Origin of the sequence: Roseateles subflavus (assembly GCF_030285365.1) — a bacterium.
Taxonomy (GTDB): domain Bacteria; phylum Pseudomonadota; class Gammaproteobacteria; order Burkholderiales; family Burkholderiaceae_C; genus Roseateles_B; species Roseateles_B subflavus.
The window spans coordinates 287,047-308,290 of record NZ_JASVDS010000003.1; the positions used below are offsets into that span (position 1 = coordinate 287,047).

The 21,244-nt window shown below is 67.9% G+C and carries 21 protein-coding genes; 17 read left to right on the forward strand and 4 right to left on the reverse strand.

The window, feature by feature from the left end; all coding sequences use genetic code 11:
* Position 1: 1 nt before the first annotated feature.
* From QRD43_RS12250 to QRD43_RS12315, 14 genes are all read left to right on the forward strand, one after another.
* The gene (locus QRD43_RS12250) at positions 2 to 1,477 is read left to right on the forward strand and encodes a glutamate synthase subunit beta (RefSeq protein ID WP_285982763.1); all 1,476 of its coding nucleotides are present in this window, start codon (positions 2 to 4) and stop codon (positions 1,475 to 1,477) included.
* 276 nt (positions 1,478 to 1,753) lie between these two features.
* Entirely contained in the window at positions 1,754 to 2,221 is a 468-nt protein-coding gene (locus tag QRD43_RS12255) for a type IV pilin protein (RefSeq protein ID WP_285982764.1), read from the forward strand.
* Positions 2,215 to 2,832: a GspH/FimT family pseudopilin gene (locus QRD43_RS12260; RefSeq protein WP_285982765.1), complete on the forward strand. Its 618-nt coding sequence runs from the start codon at positions 2,215 to 2,217 to the stop codon at positions 2,830 to 2,832. The genes QRD43_RS12255 and QRD43_RS12260 overlap by 7 nt, the downstream gene beginning before the upstream one ends.
* A gap of 18 nt (positions 2,833 to 2,850) precedes the next feature.
* Entirely contained in the window at positions 2,851 to 3,285 is a 435-nt protein-coding gene (locus QRD43_RS12265; protein ID WP_285982766.1) for a type IV pilus modification PilV family protein, read from the forward strand.
* Entirely contained in the window at positions 3,282 to 4,484 is a 1,203-nt protein-coding gene (locus QRD43_RS12270; protein WP_285982767.1) for a PilW family protein, read from the forward strand. The genes QRD43_RS12265 and QRD43_RS12270 overlap by 4 nt, the downstream gene beginning before the upstream one ends.
* Positions 4,485 to 4,498: 14 nt before the next feature.
* Positions 4,499 to 5,167: a pilus assembly PilX family protein gene (locus QRD43_RS12275; protein ID WP_285982768.1), complete on the forward strand. Its 669-nt coding sequence runs from the start codon at positions 4,499 to 4,501 to the stop codon at positions 5,165 to 5,167.
* Between the two features lie 37 nt (positions 5,168 to 5,204).
* Complete coding sequence (locus QRD43_RS12280; RefSeq protein WP_285982769.1) at positions 5,205 to 9,611, forward strand: PilC/PilY family type IV pilus protein; 4,407 nt, start codon at positions 5,205 to 5,207, stop codon at positions 9,609 to 9,611.
* A 22-nt stretch (positions 9,612 to 9,633) separates the two neighbouring features.
* A complete protein-coding gene (locus tag QRD43_RS12285) occupies positions 9,634 to 10,326 on the forward strand; it encodes a hypothetical protein (protein WP_285982770.1) in 693 nt (230 codons plus the stop codon).
* A gap of 106 nt (positions 10,327 to 10,432) precedes the next feature.
* Positions 10,433 to 11,272, forward strand: a complete 840-nt coding sequence (locus QRD43_RS12290) for an ABC transporter ATP-binding protein (protein WP_285982771.1) — start codon at positions 10,433 to 10,435, stop codon at positions 11,270 to 11,272.
* Positions 11,269 to 12,048 carry a lipid asymmetry maintenance ABC transporter permease subunit MlaE gene (mlaE, locus tag QRD43_RS12295; RefSeq protein WP_285982772.1) on the forward strand — a complete coding sequence of 260 codons (780 nt, stop codon included), beginning with the start codon at positions 11,269 to 11,271 and terminating at the stop codon, positions 12,046 to 12,048. The genes QRD43_RS12290 and mlaE overlap by 4 nt, the downstream gene beginning before the upstream one ends.
* A gap of 12 nt (positions 12,049 to 12,060) precedes the next feature.
* The gene (gene mlaD / locus QRD43_RS12300; RefSeq protein ID WP_285982773.1) at positions 12,061 to 12,537 is read left to right on the forward strand and encodes an outer membrane lipid asymmetry maintenance protein MlaD; all 477 of its coding nucleotides are present in this window, start codon (positions 12,061 to 12,063) and stop codon (positions 12,535 to 12,537) included.
* Positions 12,534 to 13,271 carry an MlaA family lipoprotein gene (locus tag QRD43_RS12305; protein ID WP_285982774.1) on the forward strand — a complete coding sequence of 246 codons (738 nt, stop codon included), beginning with the start codon at positions 12,534 to 12,536 and terminating at the stop codon, positions 13,269 to 13,271. Before mlaD ends, QRD43_RS12305 begins: the two co-directional genes overlap by 4 nt.
* Before the next feature lie 84 nt (positions 13,272 to 13,355).
* On the forward strand, positions 13,356 to 14,006 hold the full coding sequence (locus QRD43_RS12310; RefSeq protein ID WP_285982775.1) for an MlaC/ttg2D family ABC transporter substrate-binding protein: 651 nt from the start codon (positions 13,356 to 13,358) through the stop codon (positions 14,004 to 14,006).
* 16 nt (positions 14,007 to 14,022) lie between these two features.
* Complete coding sequence (locus QRD43_RS12315) at positions 14,023 to 14,328, forward strand: STAS domain-containing protein (RefSeq protein WP_285982776.1); 306 nt, start codon at positions 14,023 to 14,025, stop codon at positions 14,326 to 14,328.
* 69 nt (positions 14,329 to 14,397) lie between these two features.
* On the opposite strand, the gene QRD43_RS12320 is transcribed toward QRD43_RS12315, so the two are convergent.
* Both QRD43_RS12320 and zwf read right to left on the reverse strand, forming a co-directional pair.
* Positions 14,398 to 15,258: a MurR/RpiR family transcriptional regulator gene (locus QRD43_RS12320; protein ID WP_285983177.1), complete on the reverse strand. Its 861-nt coding sequence runs from the start codon at positions 15,256 to 15,258 to the stop codon at positions 14,398 to 14,400.
* Positions 15,259 to 15,266: 8 nt separating this feature from the next.
* Positions 15,267 to 16,712, reverse strand: a complete 1,446-nt coding sequence (gene zwf / locus QRD43_RS12325) for a glucose-6-phosphate dehydrogenase (RefSeq protein WP_285982777.1) — start codon at positions 16,710 to 16,712, stop codon at positions 15,267 to 15,269.
* Positions 16,713 to 16,947: 235 nt separating this feature from the next.
* Here zwf and tal point away from each other — a divergent pair, with 235 nt between their 5' ends.
* Genes tal through QRD43_RS12340 form a run of 3 tightly spaced genes read left to right on the forward strand, consistent with a single transcriptional unit; the run spans position 16,948 to position 20,137 of the window.
* Positions 16,948 to 17,898 carry a transaldolase gene (gene tal / locus QRD43_RS12330; RefSeq protein WP_285982778.1) on the forward strand — a complete coding sequence of 317 codons (951 nt, stop codon included), beginning with the start codon at positions 16,948 to 16,950 and terminating at the stop codon, positions 17,896 to 17,898.
* Positions 17,898 to 19,520, forward strand: a complete 1,623-nt coding sequence (gene pgi, locus QRD43_RS12335; RefSeq protein WP_285982779.1) for a glucose-6-phosphate isomerase — start codon at positions 17,898 to 17,900, stop codon at positions 19,518 to 19,520. Before tal ends, pgi begins: the two co-directional genes overlap by 1 nt.
* A complete protein-coding gene (locus QRD43_RS12340) occupies positions 19,520 to 20,137 on the forward strand; it encodes an HAD family hydrolase (RefSeq protein ID WP_285982780.1) in 618 nt (205 codons plus the stop codon). Before pgi ends, QRD43_RS12340 begins: the two co-directional genes overlap by 1 nt.
* 21 nt (positions 20,138 to 20,158) lie before the next feature.
* On the opposite strand, the gene QRD43_RS12345 is transcribed toward QRD43_RS12340, so the two are convergent.
* On the reverse strand, positions 20,159 to 20,365 hold the full coding sequence (locus tag QRD43_RS12345; protein WP_285982781.1) for a DNA gyrase inhibitor YacG: 207 nt from the start codon (positions 20,363 to 20,365) through the stop codon (positions 20,159 to 20,161).
* A gap of 4 nt (positions 20,366 to 20,369) precedes the next feature.
* Positions 20,370 to 21,125 carry a cell division protein ZapD gene (gene zapD, locus QRD43_RS12350; RefSeq protein ID WP_285983178.1) on the reverse strand — a complete coding sequence of 252 codons (756 nt, stop codon included), beginning with the start codon at positions 21,123 to 21,125 and terminating at the stop codon, positions 20,370 to 20,372.
* Between the last annotated feature and the right edge of the window lie 119 nt (positions 21,126 to 21,244).

A 21,244-nucleotide genomic window follows, 5' to 3' on the forward strand; every position in this document is an offset into this window, starting at 1 on the left:
AATGGGAAAAGTCACCGGCTTCATGGAGTACGAGCGCCTGGACGAGGGCTACGAGCCCGTCCCGGCCCGCCTGAAGAACTACAAGGAATTCGTCATTGCGCTGAACGCCGACCAGGCGAAGCAGCAGGGCGCCCGCTGCATGGACTGCGGCACGCCCTTCTGCAACAACGGCTGCCCGGTCAACAACGTCATCCCGGACTTCAACGACCTCGTCTACCGCGGTCAGCCGCAGGACTGGCAGAACGCCATCACCGTCCTGCACAGCACCAACAACTTCCCCGAGTTCACCGGCCGCATCTGCCCCGCCCCCTGCGAGGCGGCCTGCACGCTGAACGTGAATGACGATGCGGTGGGCATCAAGTCCATCGAGCACGCCATCATCGACCGCGCCTGGGCCGAGGGCTGGGTGAAGCCGCAGGCTGCGGCCGTGAAGTCGGGCAAGCGTGTTGCGGTCGTCGGCTCGGGCCCGGCCGGCCTGGCCGCCGCCCAGCAGCTGGCGCGGGTGGGGCATGAGGTCACGGTCTTCGAGAAGAACGACCGCGTCGGCGGCCTGCTGCGCTACGGCATCCCCGACTTCAAGATGGAGAAGTCCCACATCGACCGGCGCGTGCAGCAGATGGAGGCCGAGGGCGTGATCTTCCGCACCGGTGTGCTCGTCGCCAGCCTGGGCGAGGACAGCAAGGTCACCAACTGGGCCAAGGAGACGGTCAGCGCCGAGGACCTCAAGGCCCAGTTCGACGCCGTGCTGCTGTGCGGCGGCGCCGAGCAGTCCCGCGACCTGCCGGTGCCGGGGCGTGATCTGGCCGGGGTGCATTTCGCGATGGAGTTCCTGCCCCAGCAGAACAAGGTCAACGCGGGCGACAAGCTCAAGGGCCAGCTGCGGGCCGACGGCAAGCACGTGATCGTGATCGGCGGCGGCGACACCGGGAGCGACTGCGTCGGCACCAGCAACCGCCACGGCGCCAAGAGCGTCACGCAGTTCGAGCTGATGCCCCGCCCGCCCGAGGAAGAGGACCGTCCGCTGACCTGGCCGTACTGGCCCTACAAGCTGCGCACCTCGTCCAGTCACGAGGAAGGCTGCGAGCGCGAGTTCGCCATCGCCACCAAGGAGTTCATCGGCGAGAAGGGCAAGGTCACCGGCGTGAAGACGGTGCGCGTGGAGTGGCAGGGCGGCAAGATGGTCGAGGTTCCGGGTTCCGAGCAGGTGCTCAAGGCCGACCTGGTGCTGCTGGCCATGGGCTTCGTGTCGCCGGTGTCGCCGGTGCTGGAGGCCTTCGGCGTGAGCCGGGACGCCCGCGGCAATGCCAAGGCCGGCACCGAGGCGCTGGGGGGCTACGCCACCAACGTCGACAAGGTGTTCGCGGCCGGCGACATGCGCCGGGGCCAGTCCCTGGTGGTCTGGGCCATCCGCGAGGGCCGACAGGCCGCGCGTGCCGTGGACGAATACCTCACCGGCGCCAGCGTCCTGCCGCGCTGAGTCGCACCGGGCCCCCGCCCGGTCCGCCTGCCAGCCGCCCCGCGTGATGCGAGGGCGGCTTTTTCTTGCCCGGCCGGCGCAGTTCAGGCGCACTTGTTAGCGGCCTGTTACACCGATTTGCCATTCGTCCGGGATCGGCGGCCGCTGGTCGGCCACTGTGGCATCGATGTGGAAAACGCCCCTGGGCTTTGCCTATGCTTCGCCCGACACTAGGCTCAGGTCCATGCTGCCGGCACTGCCGGGTGCGCATGGTGTCCGGATCAACCGCCTCGAACCATGACCCACGCTCGCCCCTTCTTCCGCCGCCAGTCGGGCTTCACCATCATGGAGCTGATGATCGCCGTCGCCATCATGGGCGTCCTGTTTGGCATCGCGCTGCCTTCGTACAAGGACTATGTCCGCCGCGGCACGCTGCCCGAAGGCCTGTCCGCGCTGTCCGACTACAAGATCAAGATGGAGCAGTACTACCAGGACAACCGGAACTACGGTTCCTCGGACGCCTGCGCCAATGCCGCGCCCGCCCCGGACTGGGCCAGCTTCGCGCCGGCCAACAAGAAGTTCTTCAGCTACGAGTGCGCGCTGTCGGATGGCGGCCAGGGCTATGCCATCACCGCCACGGGCGCGTCGGGCTCGGCCGCCGCCGGGCATGTCTACGTCCAGACCCACAAGGGCCAGCGGACCACGCAGTTCAAGGGTGAATCCGTGACGCGCGAATGCTGGCTCATGAAGGGGGACGAATGCTGAAGCCGCCTCGTCATCCGGGCCGCGGCCGCCTGCGCGGCTTCAACATGCTGGAGCTGGCCATCGCGCTGGTGGTCCTCGGCCTGACGCTTGCCGTGGGCCTGCCCAATGTGGCCGACTGGCTGCGGGACCTGCGCCTGCGTGGCGTGGCGGAGTCGCTGAAGACGGGGCTGGACAAGGCCCGGATGGAGGCGCTCAAGGGCAATCGCACGATGTCTTACTGGCTGGTGACGGACAGCAAGTCCAAGGTGCCCGGTGCCGACTGCGCGCTGTCCGCGACGGGGCTGTCCTGGGTGGTCAGCGTCAACGATCCGAGCGGCGCCTGCCAGAAGGACCCGTCCACCACGGACGACCCGATGCTGGCGTTCCGGTCCGAGGCCGCGCTGGAGGCGGGCATGGTGAACGTCGCCGCGACCGCCTCCGACGGCAATGCCGCGGCACAGGTCACCTTCAATGCGCTCGGCCAGGTGCAGGGCGCCGGCATGATCCGCCAGATCGTCGTGTCGCGGGCGGACGGCAAGGGGCGGACCCTGCGCATCATGATCGAGCCAGGTGGCAGTGTGCGCACCTGTGATCCCAAGGTCAGCGCGGCCGATCCGCGTGCCTGCCCCTGAGTCGGGGCCGGAGTGAACATGAACAAGCAACCCTCCCAGCCAGGATCTGCGCGACGCCTACGCGGCATCGCCCTGATCGAGGCCCTGATCGGCATCCTGATCTTCGCCTTCGGCGTGCTCGGCCTGATGGGGCTGCAGGCGGCGATGACGAAGGCGCAGACGTCCGCCAAGGTGCGTGCCGATGCCGCCAACCTGGCCTCGGACCTCTTCGGCCTGATCCAGACCGACATCCCCGGCAATCTGTCGAACTACGCCAACAAGGGCAGCACCAAACCCTGCGCGAGCTACGTCCGGTGCAGCGACTGGCTGGCCAAGGTCAGCACGACGCTGCCGGCGGGGACCGCCGACATCACGGTGGACACCGGCACGGGCAAGGTCGATATCGAGATGAAGTGGCGGCAGGGGGCGGAATCCCCCGGCTCTTACAAATCCAGCATGGTGTGGCAGCAATGAGGTCCAATCTTCCTCGCCGCTCCCCGCGGCAACGTGGCTTCTCGCTGGTCGAGCTGATGGTCGGCATCGGTGTCGGCCTGCTCTCGACGGTGGTCATCGCCACCATCCTGTCCAATTCGGAACGGCAGAAGCGCGCGAGCAGCTCGGGCAATGACGCCCAGATCGCCGGCTCGCTGGCGCTCAACGAGCTCGACCGGTCCATCAAGGATGCCGGCTACGGCCTCACCACGGACATGGGCGCCATGGGCTGCACGCTGCAGGCCCGCTACGACGCCGGCACGGCCCTGGCCTCCGCGCCTGCCAACCTGCGCCCCGTGCTGATCACGCCGGACAAGGACGGCAAGCCCAGCATCATCACGCTGATGCGCAGCACCGCGCCGGGCTTCTCCCTGCCGGCCAAGGTCAAGTCGCCGCTGTTCGATCCGGGCGTCGCCTCCGGATCGCCCAAGACCACGCTGGTGCTCTCGTCGACGCTCGGCATCGCCCAGAACGATCTGCTGGCCGTCGTGACCCCGCCCGATGATCCGACCACCAAGGTGGGCGCCTGCACCGTGTTCCAGGCGTCCTCGCTGGGCGCCAATCTGCGGGACGTCCAGCGCGTCGCGGACACCCCCTGGAACGGCACGGGCGACCTGGCGGCCGCGACGTCCGACCAGTACGTCATCAACCTCGGTGCGCTGGAGGTCCAGACCTACACCGTGGAGCCGCAGCTCAATTCCAAGGGCGTCGCCACCTCGCAATACCAGCTGACCCTCACCCGCTACATCATGCGGGACCGGGCCTCGACCACCCAGGTGATCCAGACGGGGGTGGTGGACCTCAAGGCCTTCTACGGCCGCGACACCGATGGCGACGGCATCGTGGACCTCTACGACACCACCACGCCCACGACGGCCCAGGGCTGGTCCCAGGTCCGCTCGGTCCGGCTGGCTGTGCTGGCCCGCAGCGAGCAGTTCGAGAAGGACGAGGTCACCGCCAGCGAGCCCCTGTGGAACGTGGGCTCGGCCGTCAAGGTGGCCGGCAGCATCGACTGCGGCAGCAGCAAGTGCATCAAGATGAACCCCAAGGCCGGCGACGACAGTTGGAAGCACTACCGCTACAAGCTGTTCGACCTGATCTCACCGCTGCGCAACCAGCTGTGGCGTTCGGACATGGTCGTGCCTGAGCCGGCCTCGGCCCCTGCAAGCGCAGCCCCCTGAAGAGACGTCTGACCATGAACACTCGTCCCCTCTCGCGCGGCACCCGGCCGCACCCCTCCGCCCGCCCGCAGCGTGGCGCCTCCATGCTCTTCGCGCTGATCGCGCTCGTCGTGCTGACCCTCGGCGGCGTGGCCCTGGTCCGCTCGATCGACACCGGCCTGCTGACGCTGGGCAACCTCGGCTTCCGGCGGGATGCCCTGTCCATGACGTCCGTCGCCACGGAGGACGCGATCACCTGGCTGATGGCCCGTGCCCCGGCGGAGCTGCGCTCGGACAGCGAGGACAACGGCTACTACGCGACCGCCGTCGCCAACCTTGCGCCCATGGACACCACCACGAGCGATGCCCACCCGGTGTCCCTCGTGAACTGGAAGGATGACGAATGCGGGAAGGCCAGCGTCTCCGCGACGCGGCTGTGCCTGACGCCGGTCACCAAGAAGGTGGGAGATGCCACGGTGTCCTATGTGGTCACGCGCCTTTGCAACGTGACCGGCGCCGGCGGCAGCAGCCGCCCCTGCGTGGTGCCGCTGAGGGCCAGCTCGGCCCTGTCCATGGACCGGGGCGTCTATGGATCCCTCGGCAAGATCGATGTCCCGACCGCCGCCACCTTCTACCGCGTGATCGCCCGTGTCGAGGGCACCCGGGGTTCCGTGGCCTATACCGAAACACTGGTGCATTTCTGAGTCTCGTCGCTTCCGACGTCTCTGAATGGAGTCTCCTATGAACGCTCGTTCCTCTCGTCAGCCGGTCCTTGTGGGCGGCCTTGCGCTGTCGATCCTGCTGGCCCCCACCGCCATGGCAGCCAGCACCGATCTGGCCTCCGTGCCGCTGTGGGCCAATCTGCAGTCGACGGTGAAGCCGAACATCCTCTTCACGCTGGACGACTCCGGCAGCATGGCCGACGACGTGCTGCCCGACGACGCCAACTTCGTGATGCGGTCGGTGTATTCCTCGCGCACCGACACGATCACCTATGCGCAGTTCGGTGGCCTGACCTCGCAGTGCAACGGCATTGCCTACAACCCCGCCACGACCTACCAGCGGCGCCTGGACTACAAGGGCGACGAGATCGACGCCGGCAAGCCGACGGCCTCCGACATCCTCAGCCTGCTCGAGACCACGGACGCCTCGCAGCTGACGACCTGGCCGCAATGGCTCAAGGCCATCGACACCGCCTCCGTGGCCGCCTCGGGCACCTTGACGGTGGTGGTGAACTCCTCGGCGGTCGGCCCGTCGACCTACTCCGAGAACATGCCCGTGACGATCTTCGACTGGAACCGCAAGGGGCGGTACATGGTCGGGATCGTCAAGACCTGGGACTCGGCGACCCTCAAGCTGACCGTCGAGCTCAAGCATGCGCGTGACATCGGCGCCTACGGGGCGCCGGTGGTCGCGATCGGCACGCCGACGGAACAGCTGTACTACACGTACAACGCCAAGGGGCCCCTCACGCCCGACTGGGCGCCGGAGATGAGCTACTCCTATCCCACGGCGGGGGTGGACAAGACGCAGCCCTTCTACAAGCAGTGTGCCTCCTCGATCCTGTCGGGTTCGGTGGGCTTCAACTACTTCACGCCGCAGATCATGACGCCGTCGAACCCCCAGGCGGCGAACTACTGGCTGTGGAAGAAGCTGTACGGCACCCGCATGAAGGCCATGCAGACGATGATGAGCCGTGCCTTCCGGGTGCTGGACACGCGGCATCGCGTGGGCTTCACCACCATCTCCAACAAGGGGGTGGCGGACGCGGACGACATGCTGCAGGTCCGGGACTTCAATGACAAGCAGAAGGAAGCCTTCTACACGGCGCTCTTCGCGGCCTCCCCGGGCGGCAACACCCCGCTGCGTGGCGCACTGCAGAAGGCGGGGCGGTACTTCGCCAAGAAGATGCCGGATCAGGAATACGACCCGATGCAGTACTCCTGCCAGAAGAACTTCCTGATCCTGTCGACCGACGGCTACTGGAACACCTACGACGAGGCCGCCGACTACGGCCCCTACACCATCGATGGCAAGGCTAACGTCGGCAACCAGGATGGGCTGGGGACCATGCGCCCGATGTTCGAGGGCGGATCCAAGGTCGATACCTTCAGGTACACCTGGACCTCCACCAAGACCTGGCAGCGCAACACGACCGGGCCCATCACGGCCAAGGACGTCTGGGCAGCCACCGGGCCCGCCAAGAAGGAGTCGTATGTCTTCGGAACCGATTCGAAGGTCTGCACGACGAAGCCCTACACCTACCTGATCACGAAGACCAGCACCGGCACCGGGAACTATTCGCTGACGCGGACCTACACCAGCAAGACGGTCTATGAGAACGTCAAGCAGGTGACCAGCTACGACCGCACGGACACCCTGACCACGTCGGGAGCGGATGTCGCCGATCCCAAGAACGCCGTCAAGGGAACGGTGAACAATCTGGGAACTGGCGCGGTGACGGTCGTGGGCACGGCCTCCCCGGACACCTACGTCTACAGCGACTCGACCGGCGCGGTCACCGCGACCGGGACCTGGACGGTGCCCGTGTCCAGCCCCGCTGTCTGCACCTCGCTGAAGGCGGCGCCCGCCGATGTCCTGTCGGTGAACGGCCCGCCCACCTCGGTCACGGGACCGTCGTCGTCCGGCTCGAAGAACCTGGGTTCCGGCACGACCTCCGTCGCGGTGGCTGGGACGGAGTCCACGACGCTGTCGGCCGAGACGCTGGCGAGCAAGAGCTCCAACATCACGGGCGCCACGAGCGACACCCTGGCCGACCTGGCCATGTACTACTACAAGACCGATCTGCGGACGACGGATCTCGACAACTGCACCGGCGCGCTGGACAAGGACGTCTGCGAGAACAATGTGCCGGTCAAGGCCGGGGACAAGTACGACAACGCGACCCATCAGCACCTGATCACCTACACCATCGGTCTGGGCAACCCGGGCACGCTGCGCTACAACCCGAACTACAAGTCCACGACCCCTTCCGCGCCGGACGATTACTTCCGCATCGGCGATGACTTCCAGGGGCGCCTGCGCAACGGTCGCGACTGGTCGAACCCGTCCGGTGGCGGCGCGACCCGCATCGATGACATGTGGCACGCGGCGGTCAACGGCCGAGGCAACTACTACAGCGCGAGCAACGTCCGCACGCTGGAAGAGGGCCTGAACAGCGCGCTGCTGTCCATCGACGCAGACACCGGCACCTCGGCCGCGGCGGCGACCAGTACGCTGCAGCCGGTGGAAGGCGATGACGGCATCTACATCTCGCAGTTCACCTCGCCCTACTGGACGGGCGACCTGCGCAAGTACCGCTTCAACGAGGACGGCACCGTGACGACGAAGTCCGTGCCTGCCGGCGGCTCGGAGGCGGTGGACAACGCCGTCTGGAGCGCCGCTGCCAAGCTGACCGGTACCACGGCGCGCAAGATCTACTTCTTCCGTCCGACGACCGACGCCAAGGGCACGCTGGTGGAGTTCGACGCCAGCCAGATGGATGGCACGAGCGAACTGCCCCTGTTCTCCAAGGTGTGCGACAAGCCGTCCGCCGACCGCCTCTTCCAGTGCCGGGATGCCGACGCCACCACGCTGGCCTCGCTGAATTCGGGCAGCACCATGGTCAGCTACCTGCGAGGCCAGGAGAAGCCGGGCTACCGCTCCCGCTCCGTCGTGCTGGGTGACCTGGTGAACTCGGCCCCGGTCTTCGTGGGCCCGCCGAAGTTCAAGTACACCGAGAACGGCTATGCCGCGTGGGCGTCCAACACCCTGCGCACCAGCCGCCCGCGCCTGCTGCTGGTGGGGGGCAATGACGGCATGCTGCATGCCTTCAAGGACAACGACCCGGCCGACAAGACCGACACCAGTGGCGGCACCGAGCTGTGGGCCTACGTGCCCCGCCTGGTCATGGACAAGATGTACAAGCTGGCGGACACGCAATACAACAGCAAGCATCAGTTCTACGTCGACGGCTCGCCGGTGGTGGCGGACATCTATGACGCCAGTGGCGCCGGGACGTGGCGCACCATCGTGGTGGGCGGCCTCAATGCCGGCGGCCGTGGCTTCTACGCCCTGGATGTGACGAATCCGGCCAGCCCGGTGGCCCTGTGGGAATTCGGCCCGAACAACCTGCCGGCCGGGCAGGAAGGACGCATGGGTTACAGCTACGGCACGCCGGTCGTGACCAAGGCCAAGGACGGCACCTGGATCGTGGCCCTGACCTCGGGCTACAACAACCCGGACGGTGGTGGCTATGTGTTCATCGTCAACGCGTTGACGGGCCAGCTGATCAAGACCCTGAGCACCAACGTGGGTGACAGCAGCAACCCGTCCGGCCTGGCCAAGCTCAATGCCTGGATCGAGTCGGTCGAGGAGAACCGTGCCCTTCGCTTCTACGGCGGCGACCTCACCGGGCGTCTGTACCGCTTCGACTTCGACAGCCGCCTGGGTCTCAGCACGGATGTGGTGGAGCTTGCCCGCTTCCAGGTGGGCTCGGTGGACCAGTCCATCACCACGGCGCCGATGCTGGCCGAGTTCACGGCCAACGGGGCCAAGCGCCGGGTCGTGTATGTGGGCACCGGGCGCTTCCTCGGGACGTCCGACGTCTCGACCACGACCGTGCAGTCGATCTACGGCATCCTGGACGAGCTGAAGGTCGATGGCCTCGGCAAGGTCCGGACGGCCGATGTGCTGGTGCAGCAGCCGGTGGATACCACCAGCACGCCGCGTGGGGTGGGCAGCAAGGAGACCGCGGTGGACTGGTCCAAGAAGAAGGGCTGGTACGCCGACCTGCCGACGGAGCGCGAGCGCGTGAACGTGGATCCGATGCTGGTCGCCAACACGCTGGTGGTCGTGGGCAACGTGCCGTCGAGCTCGCTGTCGTCCGACTGCCAGAAGCCGGGTGACAACCAGTCGTGGCTGTACTCCTTCAACATCATGACCGGCAACGGGAATGCCGTGGGCCTGGGCAGCATGGTGGCCGGTCTGGGGGCCATCCAGACGCCGGTCAAGAAGGACGGCTCCGGCGGTGGCGACATCGTGGGCGTGGTGACCGACACGAAGGGTCGCGTGATCAGCCCGGCCATCACGCCGCTGACCAGCTCTGGCGAACCGGCCCGCCGCTCGACGTGGCGAGAGCTTCGCTGAAGCCGGACCGGAGCAGGGGGGCATGAGTCCCCGGCCCGCGCGCCCCCCCCTGTACGCAGTGGTGGGGGCGCTGCTGCTTCATGGCGGCCTCGTCGTGGGCTCGCTGGCCGCCGGCACGGGGGCACCGCCCTCGGCCGCACGCCGGCCGCCGGCCGTTCTCATCGTGCCGCAGCGGCTGCCGCCCGACAGCCCGCGGGCCCTCACGGCCGTCGAGACCGACGCGCCGGCGCCCGACGTCCAGCCGGATCGCCCGCCGTTGTCGCCGGCCGTCCGGGTGCTCGCGCCACCCGAGGAGGAGATCAGCCCCGAACAGCAGGCGTTGGAGGCCCAGCTGGCGCGGGACGCCGCCGCCACGAACGCCAGCCTGGAGGCGGTGAGCCGCATGTGGGCGGAGTACCTGCCCGCCAGCGAGCTCACCGTCCGCCCCCAGATCCGGGAGCTCTTCCAGCTGCCGTGGCCCGAGGGGTCGGAGTTGCTGGTGGGCCAGGTCTTCCGGGGGCGCTTCAAGATCTATGTCGACGAGCTCGGGCAGGTCCGGCGGGTGGTGCCCGAGCGGGGCACCCTGCTCGAGGGCATGGAGCAGGTGGTGACGCAGACCTTCCTGCGCGCCCATTACGCCGCGGGCTGGCTCGGGGACCGCCAGGTCAAGGCCTGGGTCGAGATCGAAGTCGAATATGACGCCCGGGGGATGCTGACCACCCGTGTCCTGAACTGAGCACCCGGTTCGCGCGAGGCCATGGGGTGACCTCCGGAGGCAATTCCGTGTTTCCCCTATGATGTGGCCTCTTTTGTCTGGGCCGGTGCCCAGCCGCCCTTGGCCCATGCCTGCCCAAAGACTACAGACCCCAGATCAAGAAACGCCCCTGATCGAGCTGCGCGACGTGAGCTGCGGCTACGCCGGGCGCGCCATCCTGCAGGGTGTGAACCTGCAGCTCCGGCGCGGCTCGGTCCTGGCCTTGATCGGCACCTCCGGCGGCGGCAAGACAACGCTGCTGCGGGCCCTCAGCCGCCAGATCACGCCCATGGCCGGCCAGGCCCTGTTCGACGGCCAGGACATGGCCGGCCTGGACCAGGCGGGCCTGTTCGCCGTGCGTCGGCGCATGGGCATGCTGTTCCAGTTCGGCGCCCTGTTCACCGACCTCAACGTCTTCGAGAACGTGGCCTTCCCCCTGCGCGAGCACACGAAGCTCCCCGAGTCGATGATCCGGGACCTCGTGCTGATGAAGCTCAACGCGGTCGGCCTGCGCGGCGCCCGCGACCTCATGCCCAGCGAGATCTCCGGCGGCATGGCGCGTCGCGTCGCCCTGGCGCGGGCGATCGCGCTGGACCCGGACCTGGTGCTGTACGACGAGCCCTTCGCGGGCCTGGACCCCATTTCGCTCGGCGTGACGGCACGCCTGATCCGTGACCTCAACGACGCCCTCGGGCTGACCAGCGTGATCGTCTCGCACGACCTGCATGAAACCTTTGCCATCGCCGACCATGTCGCGATGGTCGCCAACGGCCGCGTCGTGGCGCAGGGCACCCCCGAGGAGCTGCGGCACAGCCAGGATCCGCTGGTGCAGCAGTTCGTCGGCGCGCAGCCGGACGGCCCCGTGCGCTTCCACCAGCCGGCCGTGCCGGTGCTGGAGGACTTCGGCGTGAGCGGGAGGTCCGCATGACCCGACTGCCCGTGCACATCGGCCTTGCGCTGCGCAGCAAGCTGGCCCAGATCGGCCAGGCCGCCCGTCTGTTCCTGCAACTGCTGCGCGCCAGCCCGCGGGCGCTGCTGCGCTTCTCGCTGATCCGCGAGCAGGTCTACTACCTGGGCAACCGCTCGCTGTCCATCATCGGGGTCTCCGGCCTGTTCGTGGGCTTCGTGCTGGCGCTGCAGGGCTACTACACGCTGCAGCGCTACGGTTCCGCCGAGGCCGTGGGCCTGCTTGTTGCCCTGAGTCTGGTGCGCGAGCTGGGACCCGTCGTGAGCGCGCTGCTGTTCGCCGGGCGTGCCGGCACGTCCCTCACCGCCGAGATCGGCCTGATGAAGGCCGGCGAGCAGCTGACGGCCATGGAGATGATGGCCGTCGACCCGGTCACGCGTGTCCTGGCACCCCGCTTCTGGGCGGGCTGCATCGCCATGCCCCTGCTGGCGGCGGTGTTCTCGGCCGTGGGCGTCATCGGCGGCTGGCTGGTGGGCGTGGTGCTCATCGGCATCGACGCCGGCGCCTTCTGGTCCCAGATGCAGGGCGGGGTCGACGTCTTTGCCGATGTGGGCAATGGCGTCATCAAGAGTCTGGTCTTCGGCCTGACGGTGAGCTTCGTGGCCCTGCTCCAGGGCTACGGCTGCAAGCCGACGCCCGAAGGCGTTTCTTACGCCACGACCCGCACGGTCGTGGTTTCATCGCTGGCTGTCCTCGCACTGGATTTCGTGCTGACGGCCATGATGTTCTCGATTTGATGGGAGAAGAGGATGCAAGCCTCTCGACATGATGTGTGGGTCGGTTCCTTCGTGCTGCTGGGTGCGGCGGCGCTGCTGTTCCTGGCGCTGAAGGCCGGCAATCTGCTGAGCCTGAACTTCGATGACACCTATACGGTGGTGGCCAAGTTCGACAACATCGGCGGCCTCAAGGCGCGCGCAGCGGTGAAGAGCGCCGGGGTGGTGATCGGCCGCGTGGAGTCGATCAGCTTCGACGACAAGAGCTTCCAGGCTCGCGTGGTGCTCAAGCTCAACCAGGGCGTGGCCTTCCCCAAGGACAGCTCGGCCAAGATCCTGACGGCCGGCCTGCTGGGCGAGCAGTACATCGGCCTCGAGCCGGGCGCCGACGAAAAGAACCTGGTCGCGGGCGACGTCATCAAGCAGACGCAGTCCGCCGTGGTGCTGGAGAACCTCATCGGGCAGTTCCTCTACAACAAGGCTGCCGACACCGGCACGGGGGAGAAGAAGTGAGCTGGATTCAACGCAGCGCCGTGCTGGCGCTGAGCCTGAGCCTCGTCGCGTGCGCGTCTCTGCGCGGGCCGGGCTCCAAGGGCCAGAAGCTGGACCCATGGGAGAACTGGAACCGCAAGGTCTTCGCCTTCAACGAGGACCTCGATGCCCACGTGCTCAAGCCCGTGGCCACGGCCTACAGCGAGGTCGTGCCCAGCCCGGCGCGCACGGCCGTCGACAACTTCTTCAGCAATGTGGGCGACGCCTGGTCGGCGATCAACCTGACCCTGCAGGGGCGCTTCAAGCTGGCGGCCCAGCAGGCCTTCCGCTTTGCCGTGAACTCCACGCTGGGCCTGGGCGGCCTGATCGACCTGGCCGGGGAGGCCGGCATCGACCGCAACAGCCAGGACCTCGGGCAGACCTTCGGCCGCTGGGGCTTCGGCACCGGCGCCTATGTCGTGTGGCCCCTGTTCGGCCCGTCCTCGGTGCGGGACTCGCTCGCGCTGCCCTGGGACCGCACGGCCAGCCCGGCGCTGTATTTCCAGGACGGCAAGAGCAAGGTGTCGATCTACCTGCTGCAGACGGTGAACGCGCGCTCCAATTTCCTGCGAGCCGGCGAGATGCTGGATGGCATCGCCCTGGACAAGTACACCTTCATCCGCGATGCCTATCTGCAGCGTCGTGGGCACTTCGAGGCCGCCGACGACGATTTCGAGGTGCTGACCCCGCCGCCTGCCGGCGAGAGCAAGCCCTGACCCCGCTGTGAACCGACGGAACCCCTGCTGCGTTGAGGGTTCCATGGCGACGGTTGCCGTCGCACGTGACTGAAAGGAAACCGAATGAATCTGTCGATCAAGCCGAGCAAGCGCTCCGCCCTGAAGGCCCTGCTGGCCGCCGCCTCCCTCGCCCTGCTGCCCCTGGTGAGCCAGGCGGCCGATCCCAGCACGCCGGACGGCCTGATCCGCCAGCTCTCCATCGAGACGCTGGAGGCCGTGAAGGCCGACAAGGCCATCCAGGCGGGCGACACCGCCAAGATCGTGACGCTGGTGGACACCAAGGTCATGCCGCACGTGAACTTCCAGCGCATGACGTCGTCGGCTGTCGGCCGCTTCTGGCGCCAGGCCACGCCCGAGCAGCAGAAGCGTCTGCAGGACGAGTTCAAGACGCTGCTGGTGCGCACCTATGCCGGCGCGCTGTCGCAGGTGAAGGACCAGACCATCGCGCTGAAGCCGCTGCGCGCGAGCGCCGAGGACACCGAGGTGGTCGTCAAGACCGAGGTGCGCGGCAAGGGCGATCCCATCCAGCTGGACTACCGCCTGGAGAAGGCGGGTGCCGTCTGGAAGATCTATGACGTCAACGTGCTGGGCATCTGGCTGGCGGACCAGTACCGCAACAGCTTCGCGCAGGAGATCGGTGCGAACGGCATCGACGGCCTGATCAAGGCCCTGGCCGACAAGAACCAGAAGGCCGCCACGGGCGCCAAGAGCTGATCGGGTGAGTACGTCCATGCTCAAGCTGCCCGCCAGCGTCCGCCTGCCCGAGCTGCCGCTGGTGTGGGGCGAGCTCGAGGGCGCCCTGCGAGCCGAGGCGGCGCAGGTCAACGCGGCAGCCGGCAACACGCTGCGCCTGAACGCGGTGGACCTGCACGAATTCGATTCCGGCGTGCTGACCCTGCTGCTGAGCGCCGTTCGCCTCAGCGAGCAACTGGGGCTGCAGCTGCAGATCCATGAGGTGCCGGCCAAGCTGCAGGAGCTCGCGCGTGTCTACGGCGTGGACGCCGCCCTGTGGCCGGAGCTGGCGCCCCAGCTCTGAGCCTCGACACGCCAGCAGCAACGGCACCCGCGGGTGCCGTTGTCGTTTCTGGTCGGTGCGAGGCGTGGATCAGGCCGCGTAGCGCTTGCTGCGCAGGTTGCGCTTGATCTCCTGCAGCATGGGCCGCAGCTGCTGGCCCAGGCGGAGGGCGACGCCGGTGGTGAGGATGTCCACCGCCATGAGGTGCAGCAGGCGCGAGACCATGGGGCTGTAGCGGTCGTAGTCCTCCGGGTGGTCGACGGCGAGCAGCACCTGCCCGGGGGCCTGGCCCAGCTGCGCGAGCGGCGATCCGCTGGCCGTGATGATGATGGTCGTCGCGCCCTTCTTGCGCGCGATCTCGGCGGCATCCAGCAGGTCGCGGCTGCGCCCGGAGTTGGAGATGACCACGGCGCAATCGCCGGCCGACAGCATGGTGGCGCTCATCAGCTGCACGTGGCCGTCGCTGCAGGCGATGGTGTGCACGCCCAGGCGGAAGAACTTGTGCTGGGCATCCTGCGCCACGATGCCGGAGTTGCCGACGCCGTAGAACTCGATGCGCTTGCCCTGCTGCGCCGCCTCGGTCAGCGCCGTGATGGCACGCTCGAAGGCATGGCTGGCGGCGTCGTTGCGGTAGTGGAGGAGGGCGGCGACGGCGTTGTCCACGACCTTGACGATCAGATCGCCGGGCTTGTCGTCCTCGTCGACGGCGCGGTGCACGAAGGGCACGCCCTCGTTGACGCTGCCGGCCAGCTTCAGCTTGAAGTCCGCCAGCCCGTCATAGCCCACGCTGCGGCAGAAGCGCACCACGGTGGGCTTGCTGACATGCGAGCGGTCCGCCAGCTCGCTGACAGGCAGGTTGGCGAAGGAGCGGGGGTCGCTGAGCAGCAGCTTGGCAACCCGCTGCTCGGCCGGGGGCAGTGCCGGCAGCGCCGCCTTCACGCGTTCGAGAATGCTCATGGTCATTGCTCCTCGGCCCAGGCGAAGCCGTCGCGCGCCACAAGCGCACTGGCGGCGGCCGGTCCCCAGCTGCCGGCGTTGTAGCCGCGGGGGCCGTTGCTGTCGGCCGCCCAGGCGTCGAGGATGGGCTCGACCCATCGCCAGGCCTGCTCCTGCTCGTCGCTGCGCACGAAGAGGTTGAGCTTGCCGGCGATGGCGTCCAGCAGCAGGCGCTCGTAGGCACCCACGCGGGCGCTGCCAAAGGCCTTGTCGAAGTCCAGATCCAGCGACACCGGGGCCAGCGCCTCGCCATGCGAGTTGCCCTTGGCCGCCAGCAGCTGCAGCTCCAGGCCGTCCTCGGGCTGCAGCTTGATGACGAGGCGATTGGGCTGGTTGGCGCCCGGGAAGATGGGGTGCGGGACCGGGCGGAAGTTCACGACGATCTGCGCGTCGCGTGCGGCCAGGCGTTTGCCGGTGCGCAGGTAGAAGGGCACGCCGGCCCAGCGCCAGTTCTGCACCTCCGTGCGCAGCGCGACGAAGGTCTCGCAGGGGCTGTTCTCCGGGATCTTGGACTCGTCCAGATAGCCCACCACGGCCTTGCCGTCCACACTGCCGGCACGGTACTGGCCACGCACCACGTCGCGGGACACGGACTCCGCCGTGAAGGGCTTGAGCGAGCGCAGGACCTTGAGCTTCTCGTCGCGGATGGCGTCGGCGTCGTTGGTGGACGGCGGCTCCATGGCGATCATCGTCAGCAGCTGCAGGGCGTGGTTCTGGATCATGTCGCGCAGGGCGCCCGTGCCGTCGTAGAAGGGGCCGCGCGTGCCCACGCCCAGCGATTCCGCCAGCGTGATCTGGATGTTGGCGATGGCCTCGCGGTTCCACAGCGGCTCGAACAGGGCGTTGCCGAAGCGCAGCGCCATGAGGTTCTGGACCGAGGGCTTGCCGAGGTAGTGGTCGATGCGGAAGGCCTGCGACTCCGTGAACACCGAGCGCACGACGCGGTTGATCTGCTGCGCGCTGGCGAGGTCGTGGCCCAGCGGCTTCTCCAGCACCACGCGCACCCGCGGGCCGTTGAGGCCGGCGGCGCCGAGCTGCTCGCAGATCTGCGTGAACAGGTGGGGGCTGGTGGCGAGGTAGAAGACCACCGTGTCGGCATCGCGCTCGCCGAGCCAGTCCTTGAGGCGCTCGTAGTGCTCGGGCTGGGACAGGTCCATGCGGCGGTAGTGCACCAGCGCCGCGAAACGTTCGAACTCCTCGTCGCTCGGGCGCTTCGGGCCTTCGACTTCCTGGAAGCGCTCGCGCAGCCAGTCACGGTAGCGCTCGTCGGGCATGTCGTCGCGCGCCACGGCCAGGATGCGGCCGCCTTCGGGCAGCTTGCCGTGGCGGAAGGCCTGGAACAACGCGGGCATCAGCTTGCGCCAGGTGAGATCGCCAGTGCCACCGAAGAAGACGAGATCGAATGCCATGCCAGGGTTCCGGTTGGGGCCCAGGCGATTCGATTGGCCTGAGCTCTTGATGTAACAAAGTTTCTGGATTTATGATGCACGAGTTTCGTAACTCGGTCAATCCGGAGCACATCCCGATCCCCTTCCCCTCTGGGAAAGGCGTGGTTTCGATGTACCCGGCTTGTAACCCTGTTCAGGCCAGCAAGGGCTGCAGAGCGGTTCTAATAACGGCCTGCACGAACTTCGGGGTTTCCCTATGCATCAGCTCGAACAACTCAAGGCCTTCACCACCGTGGTCGCCGACACCGGCAACTTCCTGCAACTGGCGCAGTTCACGCCGCGGGATGCCACGACCAATCCGTCGCTGATCCTGAAGGCCGTGCAGTCGCCCGACTATGCGCCGCTGCTGAGCGAGACCGTGGCCGCCCACAAGGGCAAGCCGCTGGACGAGATCGTGGACCAGGTGCTGGTGCGCTTCGGTCTGGAGATCCTGAAGGTGGTGCCGGGCCGAGTGTCGACCGAGGTCGATGCCCGCCTGAGCTTTGACACCGCCGCGACCATCGCCCGCGCCAAGCGCCTGATGGCGCTGTACGAGGCCGCCGGCATCGGCCGCGATCGCGTCCTGATCAAGATCGCCTCCACCTGGGAGGGCATCCAGGCGGCGCGCGCGCTGGAGCAGGAAGGCATCCGCTGCAACCTGACGCTGCTGTTCTCCTTCTGCCAGGCCGTGGCCTGCGGCGAGGCCGGCGTGCAGCTCATCTCGCCCTTCGTCGGTCGCATCTACGACTGGTACAAGAAGTCCGCGGGCGCGGCCTGGGACGAGGCGCAGCAGTCGGGCGCCAACGACCCGGGCGTGAAGTCGGTCAGCCAGATCTACACCTACTACAAGAAGCACGGCATCAAGACCGAGGTCATGGGCGCCAGCTTCCGCAACATCGGCCAGATCCAGGCGCTGGCGGGCTGTGACCTGCTGACCATCAGCCCCGACCTGCTCGCCCAGCTGCAGGCGACCGACGCGCCGCTGAACCGTGCGCTCGACGCGGCCGCCGCTGCCAAGGCCGACGTGCCCCAGGTCACCTACCACGAGGCGGCCTTCCGCTTCGCCCTCAACCAGGATGCCATGGCCACCGAGAAGCTGGCCGAAGGGATCCGCCTGTTTGCCGTCGATGCCGGCAAGCTGGACCAGATCATCGAAAGCCAACTCTGATGCAGCACCCGCGTTGCGACCAAAGCCCGACCTGGGCTCTCTTGCAAGCACAGTACCAGGCCAGCGGCGCCGCCTTCGACGTGCGCCAGGCCTTTGCCACGGACGCCACGCGCTTCGAGCGCTGGTCCTTCGAGGCGCCTGAGCTGTTCGTGGACCTGTCCAAGAACCGCATCGACGCGCCGACCCTGGCCCTGCTGCTGCAACTGGCTCGCGACTGCGGGCTGGCGTCGCAACGCGCCTCGCTCTTCAAGGGCGACCCCATCAACCTCACGGAGGGCCGCGCCGTGCTGCACACGGCGCTGCGCGCGCCGGCAGGGAGCGCGCCCTTCAGCGACGAGGTCCAGGCCTCCCTGGCGCGCATGCTGGCCTTTGCCGAGAGCGTGCGGGCCGATGACGGCATCACCGACGTCGTGCACATCGGCATCGGCGGCTCGGACCTCGGCCCGGCCATGGTCGTGCAGGCGCTGCAGGCCTTCACCGACGCCGGGCGCCGGCGCCTGCACTTCGTCTCCAACGTCGATGGGCATGACCTGGCCCCGGTGCTGCAGGGCCTGAACGCGAACCGGACGCTGTTCGTGATCGCCTCCAAGACCTTCACCACGCAGGAGACGCTGGCCAATGCCGAGGCCGCCAAGGCCTGGTTCCTGGCGCAGGGCGGCACCGACGTCGGCCGTCACTTCGTCGCCACCAGCAGCAACACCGCCGCTGCGCAGGCCTTCGGCATCCACACCAGCTTCGGTTTCTGGGACTGGGTGGGCGGTCGCTACTCGCTGTGGTCGGTGATCGGCCTGCCGATCGCCATCGCCATCGGTGCGGACGCCTTCCGCGAGTTGCTCGCCGGGGCCCATGACATGGACGAGCACTTCGCGCAGGCGCCGCTGGAGCGCAATGTGCCGGTGCTGCTGGGCCTGCTCGACGTCTGGTATCGCAACTTCCATGGCTTCACCAGCCGCAGCGTCGCACCCTACCACCAGGGCCTGCGCCGTCTGCCGGCCTATCTCCAGCAGCTGGAAATGGAGAGCAATGGCAAGGGCGTGGACCGCGAGGGTCAGGTCTTGCCCTATGGCACGAGCCCTGTGGTGTGGGGCGAAGCCGGCACCAACGGCCAGCACGCCTATTTCCAGATGCTGCACCAGGGCACGGACGTCATCCCCGTCGAGTTCATCGCCGTGAAGACGCCGCATCATGGCCCGCACGTGCAGGGCGCGCTCGCTGAGCGCCTGCAGGACCAGCACCGCAAGCTGCTGGCCAACTGCCTGGCGCAGTCGCAGGCGCTGATGCAGGGCAAGACCGTGGAGGAGGCCCTGAACGAGAAGGCGCCCACGGCCTCGGCCTCGCTGGGGCGCCTGACGGTGGCCCGTCACCGCAGCTTCCCGGGCAACCGCCCCAGCACGACGATCCTCCTGGCGCAGCTGACCCCGCGCAGCCTGGGGGCGCTCATCGCGCTCTACGAGCACCGTGTCTTCGTGAGTGGTGCGCTGTGGGGCATCAACAGCTTCGACCAGTGGGGGGTGGAGCTGGGCAAGGCCCTGTGCAGCAGCCTGCTGCCGCGCCTGTCCAGCGGCGACGTCCAGGGGCTGGACGGCTCGACGGCGGGCCTGCTGAAGCGGGTGCTCGGCTGATGCGGGTTGTCTTCGACTTCGGCGGAGTGCTGTTCCGCTGGCATCCGCCCAGCTTCCTGGCACGTGTCTGGCCGCAGCGTTGCCCCGACGAGGCGGCCGGCGCGGTGGCGGCTCGCGAGTTCTTCACGCAGTACGCCGGCGACTGGGGTGCCTTCGACCAGGGCCTGATCGGACCCGAGGAAGTGATCCACCGCATTGCCGCCCGCACCGGCTGGCCCGAGGCGGACGTGCGGGCCGTCGTCGATGCCGTCCCCAGCGAGCTGCAGGCTGTCGCCGGCACCGTGGCCTTGATCGAGGCCGCGCAGGCCGCGGGGCATCGCACGCATTACCTCTCGAACATGCCGGGCATCTACGCCGATCACCTCGAGCGCCAGTACCCGCTGGATCGCTGGTTCGAGAGCGGGATCTTCTCCAGCCGCGTCAAGCACTCCAAGCCTGGGGCCGAGATCTTCTCGCTGATGGAGGCGCAGCTGGCCGTACCGCCCGAGGACATCGTGTTCCTGGACGACCACCCGGACAACATCGAGGCGGCCGCGGCGCGCGGCTGGCAGGCGATCCTCTTCACGACACCCGAAGCCGCATCGGCCACCTTGCGGGAGCGCGGCCTCATCCGCTGAGCGGCGCCGTGCCGCAACGTCTCAGTGCGGCAGCGGGTCGTTCTCGTCCGTCGGCGGCGCTGCGGCAACGCGGAAGGATTCGCTGGCCCAGGCGCCGAGGTCCATCTCGCGGCAGCGCTGCGAGCAGAAGGGGCGGTAGGCGTTGCTGGGCGCGAAGACGGCGTCCCCCTGGCAATGCGGGCAGGGCACCAGGCGTTCGCCCTGGGCGTTCTTCTTGGACATGGTCATGGTCTCAGGTGCACAGCGTCAGCTCGAAGCTGGCGTCCTGCAGGGCCAGCTTGAGGCGGCCTTCCTCGTCCTGGCGCATCAGGCGGATCGCCACCATCAGGCGATGGCCGCTGATCTCGGGGATCAGGCCCAGGCTTGGGTCGATGCGCATGCGCAGCAGCTGGTAGCTGCGGCCCTGCGGCAGGCTCTGCTGGTACTGGCCGCCCTGGGCCGCCACCTTGTGCGGAGCACCGGAGTCGCGCAGCAGGCCCATGAGCACCTGCAGGGCCTCGGCCAGCGGCATCAGGGACTGCGTCCACTGCACCAGGTCATTGCGACGGCGCACAGGCAGGAACTGCTGCCAGGTGTAGTAGGCCGGCAGGTCGAACTCGCAGGTGCCGCCTGGGATGCTGATGCGGCTGCGGATGCTCATCAGCCATTCGTTGGCCGTGAGGGCATGGCCGGCCTTGCCGGACAGCGCATTGAGCTTGGCATAGGCCGTGTCGATGCGCTGGATGACGTTGTCCAGGGCCGCCTCGGAGATGGCGGGATTGCCGCGGTAGCTGTTGAACTGGGCCTTGTGGCGCTCGAGTTCCTTGAGCAGGTCGGACTTGAGGTCGGCCCGCGACGCCACGTCCATGATCTCGAAGAGCGTGACGAGGGCGAAGTGGTGATCGAGGGCCGTCTCACGGGCGATCAGCTGGCCCAGGCGATCGAACAGGTGCTCCAGCCGCAGCATCGTTCGGATGCTTTCGTTGAACGGGTACTCGTACAAGACCAAGGCGGACATCCCAGGGCAATTGGCGGGGTAGGCACGCAGCACGACCAGGCGGCGGCTGCGGGCGGACCCCCGGATTGTTTCACAGCCGGCACGGCTCCATGACTGCCTGACTCGCTGAA

Bases quoted from the DNA above. Each gene is read 5' to 3' on its own strand.
- QRD43_RS12250 (WP_285982763.1), top strand. From the start codon at position 2: ATGGGAAAAGTCACCGGCTTCATGGAGTACGAGCGCCTGGACGAGGGC.
- QRD43_RS12255 (WP_285982764.1), top strand. From the start codon at position 1,754: ATGACCCACGCTCGCCCCTTCTTCCGCCGCCAGTCGGGCTTCACCATC.
- QRD43_RS12260 (WP_285982765.1), top strand. From the start codon at position 2,215: ATGCTGAAGCCGCCTCGTCATCCGGGCCGCGGCCGCCTGCGCGGCTTC.
- QRD43_RS12265 (WP_285982766.1), top strand. From the start codon at position 2,851: ATGAACAAGCAACCCTCCCAGCCAGGATCTGCGCGACGCCTACGCGGC.
- QRD43_RS12270 (WP_285982767.1), top strand. From the start codon at position 3,282: ATGAGGTCCAATCTTCCTCGCCGCTCCCCGCGGCAACGTGGCTTCTCG.
- QRD43_RS12275 (WP_285982768.1), top strand. From the start codon at position 4,499: ATGAACACTCGTCCCCTCTCGCGCGGCACCCGGCCGCACCCCTCCGCC.
- QRD43_RS12280 (WP_285982769.1), top strand. From the start codon at position 5,205: ATGAACGCTCGTTCCTCTCGTCAGCCGGTCCTTGTGGGCGGCCTTGCG.
- QRD43_RS12285 (WP_285982770.1), top strand. From the start codon at position 9,634: ATGAGTCCCCGGCCCGCGCGCCCCCCCCTGTACGCAGTGGTGGGGGCG.
- QRD43_RS12290 (WP_285982771.1), top strand. From the start codon at position 10,433: ATGCCTGCCCAAAGACTACAGACCCCAGATCAAGAAACGCCCCTGATC.
- mlaE (WP_285982772.1), top strand. From the start codon at position 11,269: ATGACCCGACTGCCCGTGCACATCGGCCTTGCGCTGCGCAGCAAGCTG.
- mlaD (WP_285982773.1), top strand. From the start codon at position 12,061: ATGCAAGCCTCTCGACATGATGTGTGGGTCGGTTCCTTCGTGCTGCTG.
- QRD43_RS12310 (WP_285982775.1), top strand. From the start codon at position 13,356: ATGAATCTGTCGATCAAGCCGAGCAAGCGCTCCGCCCTGAAGGCCCTG.
- QRD43_RS12315 (WP_285982776.1), top strand. From the start codon at position 14,023: ATGCTCAAGCTGCCCGCCAGCGTCCGCCTGCCCGAGCTGCCGCTGGTG.
- zwf (WP_285982777.1), bottom strand. From the start codon at position 16,712: ATGGCATTCGATCTCGTCTTCTTCGGTGGCACTGGCGATCTCACCTGG.
- tal (WP_285982778.1), top strand. From the start codon at position 16,948: ATGCATCAGCTCGAACAACTCAAGGCCTTCACCACCGTGGTCGCCGAC.
- pgi (WP_285982779.1), top strand. From the start codon at position 17,898: ATGCAGCACCCGCGTTGCGACCAAAGCCCGACCTGGGCTCTCTTGCAA.
- QRD43_RS12340 (WP_285982780.1), top strand. From the start codon at position 19,520: ATGCGGGTTGTCTTCGACTTCGGCGGAGTGCTGTTCCGCTGGCATCCG.
- QRD43_RS12345 (WP_285982781.1), bottom strand. From the start codon at position 20,365: ATGACCATGTCCAAGAAGAACGCCCAGGGCGAACGCCTGGTGCCCTGC.